This is a genomic window from Pseudoalteromonas sp. T1lg88 (assembly GCF_002964765.1).
Lineage (GTDB): Bacteria > Pseudomonadota > Gammaproteobacteria > Enterobacterales > Alteromonadaceae > Pseudoalteromonas.
Genome location: NZ_PQCF01000031.1, coordinates 94,809 through 110,630, shown reverse-complemented (window position 1 = coordinate 110,630; position 15,822 = coordinate 94,809). Strand labels below are relative to the sequence as shown.

Annotated in this window: 11 protein-coding genes and 2 pseudogenes; 6 read left to right on the top strand and 7 right to left on the bottom strand. The window is 48.6% G+C overall.

Annotation, left to right across the window (positions count from 1 at the left end; genetic code table 11):
- Nucleotides 1-13: 13 nt before the first annotated feature.
- Entirely contained in the window at nt 14-937 is a 924-nt protein-coding gene (locus tag C2M34_RS09710; RefSeq protein WP_105258650.1) for an NAD-dependent epimerase/dehydratase family protein, read from the bottom strand.
- Nucleotides 938-1,491: 554 nt separating this feature from the next.
- On the opposite strand from C2M34_RS09710, the gene C2M34_RS09705 reads away from it, so the two are divergent.
- From C2M34_RS09705 to C2M34_RS09690, 4 genes and pseudogenes are all read left to right on the top strand, one after another.
- Nucleotides 1,492-2,346, top strand: coding sequence for a hypothetical protein (locus C2M34_RS09705; RefSeq protein WP_158681419.1), 855 nt, complete (start codon nt 1,492-1,494; stop codon nt 2,344-2,346).
- A gap of 55 nt (nt 2,347-2,401) precedes the next feature.
- Nucleotides 2,402-2,836, top strand: coding sequence for a hypothetical protein (locus C2M34_RS09700; RefSeq protein WP_105258648.1), 435 nt, complete (start codon nt 2,402-2,404; stop codon nt 2,834-2,836).
- Between the two features lie 54 nt (nt 2,837-2,890).
- Nucleotides 2,891-3,277, top strand: a pseudogene (locus tag C2M34_RS09695) (MerR family DNA-binding protein); the annotation flags it as partial.
- A gap of 122 nt (nt 3,278-3,399) precedes the next feature.
- Nucleotides 3,400-4,428: an energy transducer TonB gene (locus C2M34_RS09690; RefSeq protein WP_105258646.1), complete on the top strand. Its 1,029-nt coding sequence runs from the start codon at nt 3,400-3,402 to the stop codon at nt 4,426-4,428.
- Nucleotides 4,429-4,628: 200 nt separating this feature from the next.
- On the opposite strand, the gene C2M34_RS09685 is transcribed toward C2M34_RS09690, so the two are convergent.
- The gene (locus C2M34_RS09685; RefSeq protein ID WP_105258645.1) at nt 4,629-5,036 is read right to left on the bottom strand and encodes a hypothetical protein; all 408 of its coding nucleotides are present in this window, start codon (nt 5,034-5,036) and stop codon (nt 4,629-4,631) included.
- Nucleotides 5,037-5,392: 356 nt separating this feature from the next.
- On the opposite strand from C2M34_RS09685, the gene C2M34_RS09680 reads away from it, so the two are divergent.
- Both C2M34_RS09680 and C2M34_RS09675 read left to right on the top strand, forming a co-directional pair.
- The gene (locus C2M34_RS09680; RefSeq protein WP_105258644.1) at nt 5,393-6,511 is read left to right on the top strand and encodes a serine hydrolase domain-containing protein; all 1,119 of its coding nucleotides are present in this window, start codon (nt 5,393-5,395) and stop codon (nt 6,509-6,511) included.
- A 241-nt stretch (nt 6,512-6,752) separates the two neighbouring features.
- Complete coding sequence (locus tag C2M34_RS09675) at nt 6,753-8,207, top strand: DEAD/DEAH box helicase (RefSeq protein WP_105258864.1); 1,455 nt, start codon at nt 6,753-6,755, stop codon at nt 8,205-8,207.
- 130 nt (nt 8,208-8,337) lie between these two features.
- On the opposite strand, the gene C2M34_RS09670 is transcribed toward C2M34_RS09675, so the two are convergent.
- The 5 genes and pseudogenes from C2M34_RS09670 to C2M34_RS09650 all read right to left on the bottom strand — a co-directional run bounded on the left by C2M34_RS09670 (nt 8,338) and on the right by C2M34_RS09650 (nt 15,667).
- Entirely contained in the window at nt 8,338-10,380 is a 2,043-nt protein-coding gene (locus C2M34_RS09670) for a S9 family peptidase (RefSeq protein ID WP_105258643.1), read from the bottom strand.
- A 196-nt stretch (nt 10,381-10,576) separates the two neighbouring features.
- Nucleotides 10,577-12,642 (bottom strand): annotated as a pseudogene (locus C2M34_RS09665) (TonB-dependent receptor).
- A 135-nt stretch (nt 12,643-12,777) separates the two neighbouring features.
- Nucleotides 12,778-13,233 carry an activity regulator of membrane protease YbbK gene (locus C2M34_RS09660; protein ID WP_105213866.1) on the bottom strand — a complete coding sequence of 152 codons (456 nt, stop codon included), beginning with the start codon at nt 13,231-13,233 and terminating at the stop codon, nt 12,778-12,780.
- Between the two features lie 16 nt (nt 13,234-13,249).
- A complete protein-coding gene (locus C2M34_RS09655; RefSeq protein ID WP_105201296.1) occupies nt 13,250-14,206 on the bottom strand; it encodes an SPFH domain-containing protein in 957 nt (318 codons plus the stop codon).
- 201 nt (nt 14,207-14,407) lie between these two features.
- Complete coding sequence (locus tag C2M34_RS09650) at nt 14,408-15,667, bottom strand: glycerophosphodiester phosphodiesterase family protein (RefSeq protein ID WP_105258642.1); 1,260 nt, start codon at nt 15,665-15,667, stop codon at nt 14,408-14,410.
- Between the last annotated feature and the right edge of the window lie 155 nt (nt 15,668-15,822).

The following is a 15,822-nucleotide window of genomic DNA, read 5'->3' as shown; positions in this document are numbered from 1 at the left end:
TAACAAGGCGCCATTACTCTTGTAGTAGGGTGTTACGAATGCCCTGCTCATAGGGAGTCACCTTAAAATCTGGAAAGCGTGCCTTAAACTTGTCTGAGACAAAAATATTGTCTGTGGTGTAGCGGGGCAGCAGCTCTTTGGTTTCCCTGAGCTGTTTGTTAAACAGGCTGACAAGTGCATGTTGCCAGCCTTTGAGCACCTTGTAGCGGCACGGTTTGCCAAGCACCCGCTCGGCGGTGGCGATGAGTTGTTTATAGGTCAGGCGATTATCATCGCAGGGCAGGTGCCAGGTTTGGCCATAGGCATCCTCGGTATTTCCTAACAGCGCCATGGCACGGCTGGCGTCGGGCGTGTAAATTAGGGTACGCAAGGTATCATCACGTAAGAATACCAAGGCCTGTTGGTTGGCGCGTAACTTATCTAAGACGGTCGCATTGGTAATACTTTGCGTTTTCCCCGGCCCATAGAACTCAGGCGCTCGACAGATCATGGCCTTAACTTCACCTTTTTGCATCGCTTCTAACAGCATGGTGGTGATCTGCGCCCGCACGCGGCCTTTGGCTCCATAAGGTTTAAACGGCGCGTCTTCCGTTTGTGGCACATTGTTTTGCTCATACATATAGGTGTTGTCGAAATACACCAGCTTAGCGCTGTGAGTCGCACAGGCCTTGATGACATTGGCCATCATAATCGGCCATTGTTGCACCCAAATAGCAGAGTCGATGGGCAGCCCCGCAGTGAAATACACTATGCTCGAGCCCGCAATCGCGTCATGCGTTTGCTGGGCGTCTAACAAGTCGGCACTGAGCAGCTCATCCGTCGGGTTTATCTTGCGTGGGTTGCGGCTAACAAGGCGTAGAGCAGGGGTATGCTCTTGGTATAAGGCCTTTGCCAGTTCAGTACCAATTTGCCCGCTCTCTCCGAGTATGGTTTGCATAAGATGCTCCGCGATTGTGTGAATATGACCTTCACTCTAACCTTAAAGTTAACTTTAATATCAAACGTAAATATCAAAAAGGTATGGAAGGGGGAGCAAAGGTTAACTGGGACGCCGAGAAAGGAGAGATTAGTAATGGTGAATATGATTTTGTCTCTCGGGCCGTTTTGAGCGATAAACGGACGTTAAACCTCTTCTATTAAAGCTGATTGTATATCCAGCAGAAGAACTTTTCCCCCATATTCAGGAAAATGAGCAATTTGCGCATTTTTATCTGGCTCAAAAGTTAACAACATATATTTTTTATAACGCTGGCAAGTAGTTATCAACTTTGTTAAAACTAACCCATTCAGAAAGTGCGCGATTTACGCACTATTAAATTGTTATGTTTTCAAGATGTTTTACTCACGTATTCTGTTGCAGGTCTGAGTATCACTGGAAGCCACATATAGCAACCTTCTTTGAGGAATGTCATGTTCAAAAACCTATGCTTACTAAACGTCTTTCTTGTTTTGATTGTTTTTTCGAGTAGATTACATTCCTTTGAGTTCAGTGTGGAAGAGCAAAGCTTCAGTAAGCAGTATTTGTCGAGCGCGAAGGAAAGCAGTAGCTCAAACAAAGTTTTGGTTGCCATCTTAATTGCAAGTCAATTATCTCAATCAGAAGCACTTGATAAATTTTATACCCAAGGACGCACGTTAGCATTCGACAATATTCTCTGGTTTGACCAAGCGACTAAAAGGTGTTTATTCTCAGAGAAAAGAATGATTTGTAATCCTACTGAGTCAATTGAAGAGTTGAAAAAAATGGACCAAGATAACGGTCTTCCTCACATCTACTCAGCAATCTACCATGTCCGTAAGAATGATTTGTTAACTGCATATGAAGAGCTAAATAGCGCAGCGAAAAAGAAGAAGTATGACGATTTTTACTGGAAAAGATTTTCAATATTACTAGAAACGCTAAAAGAAGCTGGCTATCCGAAAACGCATTTACATACAGCGGCGATAATATATTCCCATAATATGGTAGTTCAACCATATCAAGAACTGATGCATTTATGTAACGAACAATCCAAATCAAGCTTAGATTGGAGGAACAGTTGCGTCAAAATAGGCAAATTATTGGAAAATAAAGGAACTATCTTTTTTGCCAACATGGTTGGATTTGCATTACAACGTGAAGCGCTAAAAAATGATACTAATGATGTTGCGAGACTAAAGAAAGTGATGGAGGAAAGAGAAGCCCTTAATCAGTGGCGAATTAATGCAGTAAAAACTTTGGACTTCATAGAAGCACAAAAGAAAGGGCCCGACTCATATTACAGCGACTTAGTTGAATTTGGAGAGCGTAAAGCAATTGAAAATGCACTTATGCTTAATAATGAACATAACAAACCAAAGCAGTAGATAAACTACTGTTTGGGGCGTTATATTTCACCACAGGTTTAAGAGGTAGATTTAATTGAAAAATTTCAAGAAAAAGTATGTAACTGTTACTTTTTCTTTTTTATTTCAATCCGATAGATTCGCAAGAGGTGGTTTTAGATACATACATCAGAGAAATAACCCTTCTGAATGTTATATGAAGGAAGTGGAAAATGGAAAGGTTGTACTTCAGGTTACTAGGCTTGTTCGTAATAAAGATGAGGATATCTTTCAAGAGAGAGCAGAACTAGAAAGTGACATGAAGTATTACGGAGGTAAGTTTTTAAATCAAAAGTACCGCTTTATTTCATCCAATGGAAACTTGAGTAATAAAAAAATATCTAAAACATCCAAGCTTTTAACAATGCTAACACCTCCAGGAGATGCGCGGAATTATATTAAGCAAAAAGTACCCTTTTATTCTTTGGTTCTTGTATTTGCTCTTTATATTTTTGTACTTTGGGTGAAGTGAAATATAACAAGCACCTAAACAAAAAGAACGCAAAACGCTTGGCTTGCAAAACGCACTGGCTTGGCCGCATCCAAGATTCGCTTTTATGAGGACATCGGCCTGTTGCAGTTGGTTGAGCGTAAGGCCAATGGGTATCGCAGCTATCCTCCCGAAGCGGAAGTGGTGCTCAAGCTGATTGTTGATGGCCAAAAGGCCGGCTTTAGTCTGGACGAGCTGCGTCAGTTGCTGCCCGCTGATATGGAAAACTGGCAACACGACTCCTTGCTTGGGGCAATTAGGCAAAAACTAGCGGACATAGAGGCCTTACAGGTAACTTTGGCCGAAAATAAAAAGCGGTTAATGCACATCCTTTCTGAAATCGAATCCAAACCCGAGGACATGGACTGTGCAGACAACGCCAAGCGGGTGCTGGCACAACTGGGGTTGGTGGAACGGAAATGAGAGAAACATTTGGAGTCATGGGAAATAGGCCTAAGTACTTGTTAAGTAGTTAAATTGACGGGAACGCTATTAAGGGGTAGCTTAGGCAAAGTATAAAAATCAAACTAATCACAGGGAATAGTATGAAAAAGTTATCTAGCATCTTTTGCATGGCATGTGCGATGAACAGCAGTTGGTTGTTAGCGAACCAATGGGAACTTGAACAACGAGTAGAGCCAAGATACCCCATTGAAGCTGCAAAGAGTTCACAGGAAGGCTGTGTGAACGTGCAGTTTTTCGTCAACAGTGACGGTGTGCCCACTTATCTGGAAGTGCTAAAAAGCTTACCTAAAGGAACGTTCGACAAAGCGGCAATAAAAGCGCTGGAACAGTGGCGCTATAGTCCGACTGAAACAAACACAGATCGCGCTCCTGAACGTATGAAGGTTTCATTATCCTTTGCCTTGTCACCCAATCCTGATTTCGTTTATGAATGTGATGCGGTATTAACTGCCGAGTCAGACAATATGGCCTCGTTCAGAAAAAGTCGACTTTCAACACCCATAGTTGCAAGTGACTCTGTAGTTAAAAAGCAATCACTTGAAAGGATTTTCACGGTATTAACTGACACCGAGAAAGAACACTTTGTGAAAAGCTATTCTCAGTTGGAGTTAAAAAAGGCTGGCTCGAATAAAGGTGACTCACCCACCTCCGCGATTGATGGTCTCACTTATCATCAAATTATCCGACTTGCCGGTGAGCAGAGTTCAGAAATTGATTCGCTGAGCGCCAAAGGTAATGACAAGTCCATGCAGCCAAGCACTGAGCAACTGCCAATCATGAGTTTTCCTGAGTTTTTGGCCACATGGAATATTGAAGATTTGTCGATGGGGATGGAATCTGAACTGTTCAAACAAATATCGTATCGTCAATTGAAGACCGAGGTATTGATAAATAGTGATGGCTCTGCCCAATTACTTAGTACATGTAGAGACGTGAGTAAGGAGATGCAAGCCGCGCTAGAATCACAGATAGCGGATTGGGAGATATCAAGCAAAGTACAATCACCCGAGGCGGGAAGGTTTATTTATTTGGTCCCTTCGCCAAAAGAGCCCGGTGCTTATGTCGATTGTGATGATGCGTGGAATGATAAGCATCAGCAATCTATGTAGATTCTTCTTGTTATAGAAAGGTCATTGCCAAAAAAAGCAGCCTATTCCTATTAGTGAAAAGGCTGCGTTAAAACCTGATAAGTACATTACTAAGCCCCAGTCTGAGAGGGGCAGACACCTAATTTAGCACATAGATGGCCTCTTGTGCCGACATAACCCGTCATCCCATCTTGAGAATTTCACATTCGGTCAGAGCTAGTCTAATTACTTACCTTTAAAATCGGGAACTTACTAAAGCCGAAGTTGAGCGTCAGGGTGACAATTTCTTTGCCGTTAAACTTGCGTTCGAACTTCATCGGGTTGATATGCTCGCAGTTACCAAGAATGGCCACAAAATGCGTGTGATTAAGAGAGCGGCCGCCGCTTGAGCTGTTTTCTACGGTAACGATAACCTGGCGCTCGCCCTCGTCCGAGCTCATTGAGTAATAATCTAAGAGTTCAAACTCGTTTTGAAACGGGTGCAATTCCTTGTCGTTATCGCAATAGATTTCGCTGTTTTTAAATGGCGTATTATCCAGCCTTAGGGTCTTATCGGCGTCCTCGGTTTGCCCATAAGTTGATGCCATAAGCAGCGACACAGCAAAAACTTTTGTCGTTATATTCGTCATAGATTCTTCCTTTTATTTAGCGTCTGTGAGTGACTGGGCTCGCGTTCGCTCTTTGCCGTTGCTGTGAATCACATATTGAAGTGACCTGCTCTTGTCTTGGGGCATCTTCACTCTTTTATTACCTGTATTGATAACAAAGCATACGCACTTTTGCCAGCTTGGATTTTTATCGCAACACAGCTTCCTATTTGCACGCCCGGTGAGCTCTTTTCGTTTGCGCACAGTTACTTCCGATTAAAAATGCCTTTACAATTCAACTGGCTAGATTCAGGATTCATGGTATGAACATAAGGTTGAAACAAGATATCAGCCTGACTAGGTTACATCATTATCGCTAATTGGGTTAAGGACAAGGTATGGGTCTTCGTATCACCACCACAATTCTGAGCAGCGCTTTGTTTTTGCTTAGTCCTAGCGGCTATAGCTTGGCCGACACAACACACAGTAAAGCCCCTTTACAGCCCGCCCAGGCGAGTGTGAAGTCACAAGACCTAAGTGCCCTAAGTGCCGCCATCAAAGCGCTGATTGATGAGGCATCACAGCCATTTAGCGGCAGCGTGATTTTGCTTGAAGATGGTAAGGCGCAATTAGCACTGCAAAAAGGCGAGGGGATTGACCAAAATTCCAGTTTCGTTGTGGCGTCCCTTTCCAAACAGATCACTGCCACCTTGGTATTGCGGGCGGTTGATGCCGGTAAGCTGGATTTAACGCGCTCACTCAATAGTTATCTTTTTGCAGATGAAACCAACGAGGGCGCTAAGCAAAATGCCAACAGATATGACGAGCGAATTACCCTGCATCATCTGCTCAGCCACACATCAGGCGTTGATGCTTTGGGTAAAGCCAATCGCTTTGCACCTGGGAGCCAGTTTCAATATTCCAACCATGGTTATGCCCTTTTAGGTCAACTACTTGAAAAGGTAAACAAGCAAGCATTCGCTGAGCAGGTGGCGCAATTCGCCAAGGACAATCAGCTCAATGCGCTTTACGCCCAAACAGGGAGTATTGAGCATATTCGTCGCAACCTGACGACACTTGCCGTTGGCTTCGATGAAGCCGATACCCTGATTGCCGCGAACATAGATATCGACGAGTCATTACTCCCGGGTGGAGGCTTGATAGCCTCGGCACCGACTTTTGCCTCGTTTGCGCATAAATTACATTCCGGCGAATTGCTCAGCCCTAAGAGCTATGAACTGATGACGCGCGCTCATACCAAGATGGATTTTTTCTGGCCGAACATGAGCTATGGCTATGGCCTTAGGCTCAACAGTGACGACGGCCTTAGAGAATATAGCCATACCGGGTATTTACCCGGGTATATGTCTATGTCGCTTCACTACCCGGAATTTAATTTAGATCTTGTGATGCTGGAAAACATCTCCCTTAATCTCAATGATATGGAGCGAGTGTTCGAGCTGCATAATCAAATACGCCAAGCCGTTCGCGCTCATTTACTGCATAAAAAAAGCTAATTTTGGCCATCAGTTTGGAAGGGGGTGCACATTGAATTTGGCAGCAATAGTGCCTATTGGGTGTGAAATAAGTGAAAAAGTGCGGGTTATCTTTGTAATTGTGGCCAGAGTCCTTTAATCTTCGCATCCGAAACCTTTTCTGGTGAAATAACCGCCAGCCGTATTTTGCCACCCATACCGAGTTTATATGACCAACAAACAATCAGCGCCAGTGACCACTTCTATTCAATCCGACGATAATATCCAGTTCAGCGACCTAGGCCTGCAGCCGAAGCTATTACAAGCGGTCGAACAGCAGGGCTATAAGCACCCATCGCCTATCCAGGCCAAAGGCATACCCGCAGTATTATCCGGTAAAGATGTGATGGCGGCAGCGCAAACCGGCACGGGTAAAACGGCTGGATTCACCTTACCCATGCTGGAAATACTCAGTAAAGGTCAGCGTGCGCAAAATAATAATGTTCGCGCCCTGGTGCTAACACCGACAAGAGAGCTCGCGGCGCAGGTCGGCGAGAGCGTTGCAACCTATGGTCAGCAACTAGCACTGAGTTATTCCGTGGTCTTCGGTGGTGTGAAGATTAACCCGCAGATGATGCAGTTGCGCCGCGGCGCAGATATCTTGGTTGCTACACCAGGACGATTACTCGATTTGTATCAGCAGAACGCCATCAAGTTTAATCAGCTCGAAATGCTGGTGCTGGATGAAGCCGATCGCATGCTGGACATGGGCTTTATTCACGATATTCGTAAAATAATTAAATTATTACCGGCAAAGCGTCAGAACTTACTCTACTCGGCGACCTTTTCCGATGAAATTCGTGATTTAGCCAAGACCATAGTGACAGATCCGCTCGAGATTTCGGTGGTGCCACCTAACACGACGGCGAAAACCGTTGAGCAGTGGGTGTATCCGGTTGATAAATCCCGTAAAACGGCCTTGCTGAGCCATCTGATCAAAGAAAATGATTGGCAGCAGGTGCTGATATTTAGCCGCACCAAGCACGGTGCCAACCGTATCGCCCGTAATTTAGAAACCCGTGGCATCCCATCGACGGCAATTCACGGCAATAAGAGCCAGGGCACCCGAACCAAGGCCTTGGCCGGGTTTAAAGACGGCAGCATACAAGCACTCGTTGCCACGGATATCGCCGCGCGCGGCATAGATATAGATCAATTGCCCTGTGTGATTAACTACGATCTTCCCAATATTGCAGAAGACTATGTGCACCGTATTGGCCGAACCGGCAGAGCAGGGGCTTCCGGCTTAGCGATTTCTTTTGTGATTGCCGATGATGCGAAAGATCTAAACGACATCGAAAACCTAATCCAGCAATTGTTACCAAGAAAAGTAATTGCCGGATTTGAGCCAACGAATGAGTTGCCTGAAAGTACCCTCAAACCGCTTAAGCCAAAGAAACCAAAGAAGCCGAAAAAACCTAAAGTGAGTGTTGACGGTCAAGCTCAGGCTTCAGAAAGTAACGCACAAAATGCGCCGGCTAAAAGCAAAGAACAAACCGATAGACGTGGTCATTCCCACCACGCTAACAAAGCGCGTCGTCGTCCTGCCAACTCGAATAACCAGCGTAAGCAAAGCGGCGCAGGGAAGGGGCAAGGCCAAGGGAAGGGACAAGGTCAGGGTGAAGGACAAGGCAGAAGAAGTAATCAGTCTCGAAATAGACGCCCTGCTGGCAGGTAATGACTTAATTGATTGACGTGTTTATCGGAGGGCATTTCAGATCATATTTTTACTAACTCAACACAGCCGATAATGTAAAAAAAAGCGTGGTCACTTTGGTGAGCCACGCTTTTTTTATGCCGATGTCAGATTATTCGGCGTCTTTCTCGCCATGCTTTTCGAACCACCACAGGATATAGGCAACCTTGGCCATCAGGTTAGACGGCCGCGCGGTGATGCCGTGAGAGGCATCGGGAATACGCACCATGGCGGTGTCCACCCCTTGCAGCTTCAGGGCCTGATAAAACTGCTCGGTTTCCGATATCGGCGTGCGGTAGTCGGCTTCGCCGGTAAGCAGCATGGTCGGGGTTTTTACCTTACCCACATAGCTGATGGGTGAACGCTCCATATAATGCTGCATATGATCCCAAGGTTTTCCCGGGAACCAATAATCGGTAAAGAAGGGATAGAAGTCAGCGGTGAGTACAAAGCTAAACCAGTTGATCACCGGCTTGGCAACCACGGCCGCGGCGAAGCGATCGGTATGGCCCACGGTCCAGGCCGTTAACACCCCACCGCCGGAGCCGCCGGTGACAAAGAGTTTATCTGTGTCGATAAAGCCCTTGTCTATCAGGGCATCCACTCCTGTCATCAGGTCGTCGAAATCATTGCTGGGGTAGTTGTGGTGTATGGTTTGCGCAAATTGCTTACCGTAGGAGTCGCTGCCTCGTGGGTTCATATACAGCACCACATTGCCTTTGGCGGCAAAGAGCTGGGCTTCGGCGCTAAAATGCGGGCCATAGTTGGCCACCGGGCCGCCGTGGATTTCCAAAATAAGCGGGTAGCGCTTTTCGGCATCAAATTCCGGCGGGTAGACCACCCAGCCCTGAATGCCCAGACCATCGTGTTTGGATTTTACCCACAGCTCTTCTACCTTACCCAAGGTTTTAGCGCCCAAGGCATCCTCGTTTAAATGTGTCAGGCGGCGGGTATTGCCGCGCTTATTAACGGCCACATCCGCAGGGCGTTGGGTGTCGGCCAGGGTAAAGGCCACATCACCGCTGACGCTGATGTCAAAGTCGCCGCCGGAGTAGGGGCGGCCAAAGGAGACACTGCCGATTTGCTCTGTGATCACCTTACGTTTGCCGCGCAATGGCTGATAGACCAGGGTGGTTTGGCCCTGATCGTCATAGCTAAAGTACAGGCCGCGACCATTGTCCGCCCATTGGATCTGCTCTACCGAGCGGTCCAGATCGGCGGTGAGGCTTTGGGTATCGGCGTTGCTTAAATCGCGAATATAGAGCTGGGCGTTTTCGTAGTTGGTGCCCTTATCGTCGTAACCCACGTAGGCAAGATAGCGACCGCTGGGAGACACGCTGGGGCTTCTATCCGGGCCATTACGGTCGGTTATTGCGTTGATCTCCTTGCTCTTTAAATCAAGGCTGTAGATTTCCGTGTTAATGGGTTTCAGGTCGTGTTCGTGGTGGCGGTTGGCGGAAAAATACAAGGTGTTGCCATCCTCGCTAAAGCTGAGGGCACCCCCGTGGTCAAAATCCCCCGAGCTTAACTGAGTGGCATTACCACCGTCGGCGGGAATGCTAAACAGGTGGTTGTAGCCCGCCTTGCTGTAACCGGCGCCGTCGGCGCGGTAGTACACATCATCGATAAACACAGCTGGATCTGCCCACTTGGCGCCCTCGGGTTTACCCAGCAAGTTGACCGGATTTTTGGCTGTGGCGGGCACGAACATGCTGAACACCAGGGACTTACCATCCGGCGTCCAGGTCGGTTGCGATGGACTTTGGGTGAGGTTGCTGATTTTGCTTAGCGCACCCGTGCTTAACCATTTCACATAGAGCTGCGGGCTACCGTCGCGGGTCGAGATAAAGGCCAGGCGATCCCCGCTCGGTGAAAGCACCGGAGCGAAGTCCTGATGCACGCCGCTGGTCACGGGCTGAAGCTGCTTAGTGCCGCTATCAACCTGCCAAATATTGCTGAACTTGCGGTCGGTTTTTATATCCATGCGGTTACGCACAAAGTAGACAGTCTCGCCGTCATCGCTGATGTCTATTTGATTGGCGTATTCGAGGTTAAATACGTCCTCAAGTTTGAGGGTGTGCGCGTCATTGGCAAACGCGCTCGGAGCCAGTGTCAGGGCAAGGCCTAGGGCAGAGGCCAGATGGGTGAGCTTCATAATCGAACCTTAATGAAAGACTAGTCTATTACTTGTAGAGCGGCAGAGGTGGATTTGCAACTTAATACGTTGAACTTTATAGGCTTTAATGAAAAGTATTGGCAATAACAGAGCCTGGCGGCGAGGTTCAATTCCGGGCTCAGCCGCCAGAATTATAGAGCTTGGTATATCCAAGAGCAAAGGAATGGGTGCGTTATCACCACAGGTAGCTCAGGGTAAACAGCGCCGTTCTGGGTCTGCCCGGAAAATACCGGTCGCCACTGAAAGTGGTGTAGTCGGCGCGCTGTGCATAGGCAACATCGGTCAGGTTCTCTATGCGGGCTATGGCTTGCCAGCCTTTAGCAAGCTGCCAGCTGGCCCGCAGGCTAAGTAGATCATGGCCGTCATAGCTGTGTTGATTTTCGGCATCGGTAAAGTAGTCGCTAAGATGGTGCCACTGCAGCGACACTAACAGGTCATCGCTTGGCCGCCAATTGAGGCGGCTGTCGGCGATAAGGCGTGGCGCCGTATCAATAATATTACCGCGAATATCCACCTCGCCCAGCGGTTGATTATGGCGATAGGTGTGCAGGGCATTGGCCACGGCCAATTGCAGGCTCCAGGCATTGTTAAAGCGGTAATCAAGCTCAAGCTCAATGCCCCTATGCTTGGTTTTACCCTGACTGACGTTAAAGAAATCACTGTTGCGATAAATCACATTATCCTTGTACATCAGGTAACCGGACAGGGTAAATTGCCAGTGCCCGTAATCCCCCTTTACACCCAGCTCCAGGCTGTCCAAGGTTTCACTTTCGAGCTCGGCAAGGTCTTGCTGACGCTGGAGCTGATAGAGCTCGGCGGTATGAGGGGCACGATAGCCCTTGGCCAGGTTGGCATAGGTGAGTAGCTCGGCGTTAAAGCGATAGCTCAGTGCCAGCTTGGGCGAGAGATCATCAAAATAGCTGATGTCACTGCTGGGGCGAGAATATCGGCAACCACCCATGGCGCACGGCGTGCCGTCGTCCTTGGTGCGGCCATCTAACATGCGGTTGCGGTAATCGTAGCGTAGCCATTCATAGCGAGCACCCAGGTTGGCCTGCCAGCCGTTGTGGCGATATTGTAAGGCCATAAAGGGGGCATAGCCGGTGGCATAGACGTCGTAATCGTATTGTTTCCCCTGGGGTATGGTGGCTTGTAAAAAAGCCGAGCCATCAGTTGGACTTTCCTGGAACTGCCACATCTTGCCCTGAGTGTATTCGGCATCGAGCCCCCCCTGCAGGCGCCAGCGCTCATTGATCTGGTGCTGCATTAGGGTTTGCACGCCGACACCGTGCTGGGCATTGTGCTCAAGGGGCTTGCCGGGCAAGAAATGCTTGCGAAAGGTCATGCGCTGATCGCGGGCGTAGGGAGTGATAGCTATCTGTGTTTGCTCACTGTATTGCCACTTCAACTTAGACCATAAACGCATGGCGCGATTGTCGCGAAAGGCCTCGGGGTTAAGGTTTTGCTTTACCAACTCCTCGTCTTTATAGCTTTCAAAACCTTCGATATACCCCGCAGTTTGTTGTCTCAGGTTGGTGTAGCTAAAGCCGTTTTGCAGCGTCAGGCTATCGCCATCATAGCGGTGGCGCAGGTTAAACTTTTCCTGATCGACGCTTTCGTCATCGCGATAGCCCGAGTCGCGAGTGACGCTGGCGTTAAAGCCGACGCCTTGCGTTCCATAATCCTGGCCGGCACGCAGTTTTGCCCGCTTATAGCCGTAGGAGCCCAAATCAACGGCGCCGTAACCGCCACCCAGGGTTGGGTCCTGGGTGATCACATTAATCACCCCATGCACGGCATTGCTGCCATACAAAACTGAGCCTGGGCCTTTAAGTACTTCAATACGTTGCGCCATTTCGCTATGGGCTTCGAACAGTTCGTTGACGTTACAAAAGCCGGGCGCGCGCAGCGCTATGCCGTCCTCCAGAGTTAAAATGGCGGCACAAGCACCGCGCCGGTATACACGGGTGAGCGCAGAGCCGGCAAGTATTCCTGGCCATTACCATGTTGCAAGTTGGCACCGGCCACTCCCTGTAAGGCTTTTTCTATATGACTGGCGGCAATGAGTGCCAGTTCTTGCTCACTTACCGCACTGATTGCCAAAGTGGTGGCATCGTCATTGATATCGAGGCGCGAGGCCGTGGTGATTATGCGTTCGATGGACGACAGCGAAGGTTCTTCGCTGGCATACAAACAGAGAGGGCTGGCAAATAAGCAGGGAATAAGCGCGCGTTTTAACATAGTTTGGTAGACGGTTTTTCTTGCATGTTACTGAGTTACCTGAGGTGGTTTCAAGCGGATACGGTCAAGCGGGCATAAAAAAGCGCCTGCCGGTAGCCTACAAGCGCTTTCAATTTGGGGGAGTTTAGCTGGGGCCTACTCGCAGGCGGCTACCCACATCACACCCACTTCTTTTTTTACCACCTTAACCAGGGTGCCAGCGCTAAGCGGCTGCTCACTCTTCAGTTTCCAACTAATGCCGGAATAAGCGTAATGAGCCAGACCCTGATCGTTTACGTCTTCCGTCAGAGTAAAGGTCAGCTCGGCAAAGTCAGAGTGTACTTGGGCGTTGTCACGTTGCTCCTGCATGCGCTTGAGCGGCTTCCACAGCAAGGCAGCCAAGGCGAGAGTGATCAGGGTGTTGCTCCACAATGCCATGGTTAATGAGCTCTCCAATAAGGAAAAGTTCATCATTATCCCTGTAGCCAACAGCGACAGACCCAATAACAACAGGATTATGGTCGACATACCCAGCACCGCGACCTCTAGGATAAGGGCGAGTACGCCCAAAATCATCAGGGCTTCGGCAAGGTTGTTGGTGATCAGCTCCATGGCTTACTCCTCAAAGTTAACTGATTTTTTGTTTGTTATTCAGGGAGTTGATAATAGACATCCCTTGCGCCACCAATGAGCTAGCATCTGTGCCGCTCTCCGGGAGTAATACCACGGAAGACTCGCGGGCGATGGCTTCTTTGGCGGCAATGGCCTTGGTGGCAAGATCAAGCTGAATGGCTTTTTGACCTTGCTCGGTATCGGCAGCAGCACCAACTTTAAGCAGAGCATCCGCCTGGGCTTCGGCCACGGCGATAATGGCCTGGGCCTCACCCTCGGCTCTTAGAATTTGCTCGGCCTTCTCCGCTTCAGCGGCCAGTACCTGTGATTGTTTTTTACCTTCGGCCACGTTGATAGCGGCTTGACGGTCACCTTCAGACTCAAGGATTTGCGCACGTTTTACACGCTCGGCCTTCATCTGGGCTTCCATCGCTTCCATTACCGAGTTAGGCGGCACTATGTCTTTAATTTCATAGCGTAGTACCTGAATACCCCAAGGCTCGGAAGCCTGGTTAATTGCCGCGACGATATTGGTATTAAGCAAATCACGCTCTTCAAAGGTTTTATCCAGCTCCATTTTACCCAGCTCGGAACGCATGGTGGTTTGCGCCAATTGGGTTACGGCAAATACATAGTCATCAACACCATAGGTTGCCTTGTATGGATCTAGCACGCGGAAGTACAACACGCCGTCAACAATCAACGAGATATTGTCTTTGGTGATTGCCGACTGCGACGGTACGTCCTGAGCCTGTTCTTTTAGGCTGCGATCAGCGGCGATACGGTCGATAAAAGGCACGATAAAGTTAAGACCGGCTTCTTTGGTTGATTGATATTTACCAAAACGCTCAATCAGCCAGGCGCGGTTTTGTGGAACGAACTTCACGCTGCTTTTTAGTAGCACAATCACGAAGATCAGTAGAAATGCCTCAACCGTGAATAGCATGTTGAGGATCTGCGAAACGGGGTCCATATTACTCTCCTTAGAAAAGACCGAAATTAGGGCGCTTGCTTGTTATTGCTTAATAATACGCCGTATCTAGCCTACCACCGCGTCCCTATTTGCGCCATAAAAATATGAACTTCACGTGAATAATGAAAGGCTTAAGTCAGTTCTATAGCTGGCGCTGAAGTTGCTTTGTACGGTCTTTGCAAGAGGTGTGTTGGTGTGTACTTACTTTTGTTTTATTTCTTTCTTATCCGGCGCCAGTAAACAATTAGCGTAATAGGTGGTGGTCGCCGGCCAGTCACTAAAGACGGCTATCACGCCCACCTCTTGTGCCAGCACATCCAATACTTGCATCAGCACGCCGTCATGCTTGACCGCCTCAGTAATTGACTGATAGTACCAACCGCCGCCATTTTCCAATGGGCCGGAGCGCTCCAGCGACCAAGCAATGATCTTTAACCCTGCAGCCTTGGCGGCCTTGGCATAGGCCGAGGGCACTATCTTCTTGTCTTGGTCTAAATCAAGCAGCATCCAGATTGGTGGGGCAATCACTTCTATGCCCTGATCCGCTAAGGCTTTCATGCTGGGTGACCAGGTGCGTGGGCTGCGGTGATCGAATAATAGGTCACTATCTCGGTCATCCAGGTACACAGTTTGTGCGGCAAACTCAGGGTGGCTGTCAAGCCAATACTGTACATCATCGCGGTTAAAAGACTGCGGCCACACTAGGCTTGGGGGCACCTGAGCCTGACGATATTCTTCGATCATCTTGGCGGCGTAATCCGTTTGCGACATGCCTTTAAATGGCATTTTAACCTCGGGAGCCTTGAGTTCAGGCGTCATTTGCACACCGAGCTCTTTAAACAGCGCAATACTCTGTGCATGGGTCATCAGCGTACCTTGGTGTGCATAGAGGTCGGTGCGCCAGTCGGCGGTGCCACGCAGATAGTCTGCCACTGTTTTAGCATTCTCGTTGGCGCCATCCATTTTCCCCTTTAAGGTTTTAAATTCCGCCAGGGTGATATCACTGGTACAGCATTTGGCGCTTGCCGGTTTGCCATGTGCGGCCGGTGTAAATGGTTCGGAGCACTTGGCTGCCAGCTCGGTTTGCAAAATATTGGTGGTGGTATGCAGATCGCATTGAGAATGCCGACACACCAGCTCCTTGTCAGCGGTAAAAGTGACATCACACTCGAGCACGCCAGCGCCCATGCGCGCTGCAGCCAGGTAGCTCTCGCGGGTATGCTCGGGAAATTGCAGCGGGGCGCCGCGATGGCCGATGGAAAAAGAATGAGCCTTAACTTCCTTGTCACCACAGGCGAGCAGGGTGTCTTTCAGGGCGCTTGGCGTCATGGCATCAATAAGCGCATAGGGCCGTGGGCCTAGCTGCACCTGCGTATGGGCACTTGTTATTGTCGCTGTACTTTCCGCGGCGTAGGCTTGGGGTAGTGATGCGAGAAAAATGATGGTGAGGGCAAAGCGCATAGGCAGGTCTTATCTTAAATAGTCCCGGGCATATTCTTAAGCATAGTGCTCAAGCGTGTTAATTTGATGACATTTTTATCTTGGCTTAAGCATAAATAGGTTTTGAGTAAGGCCAATTGATGCCGTTTAGGCCACAAAGATGTGTTTTTAGTTGT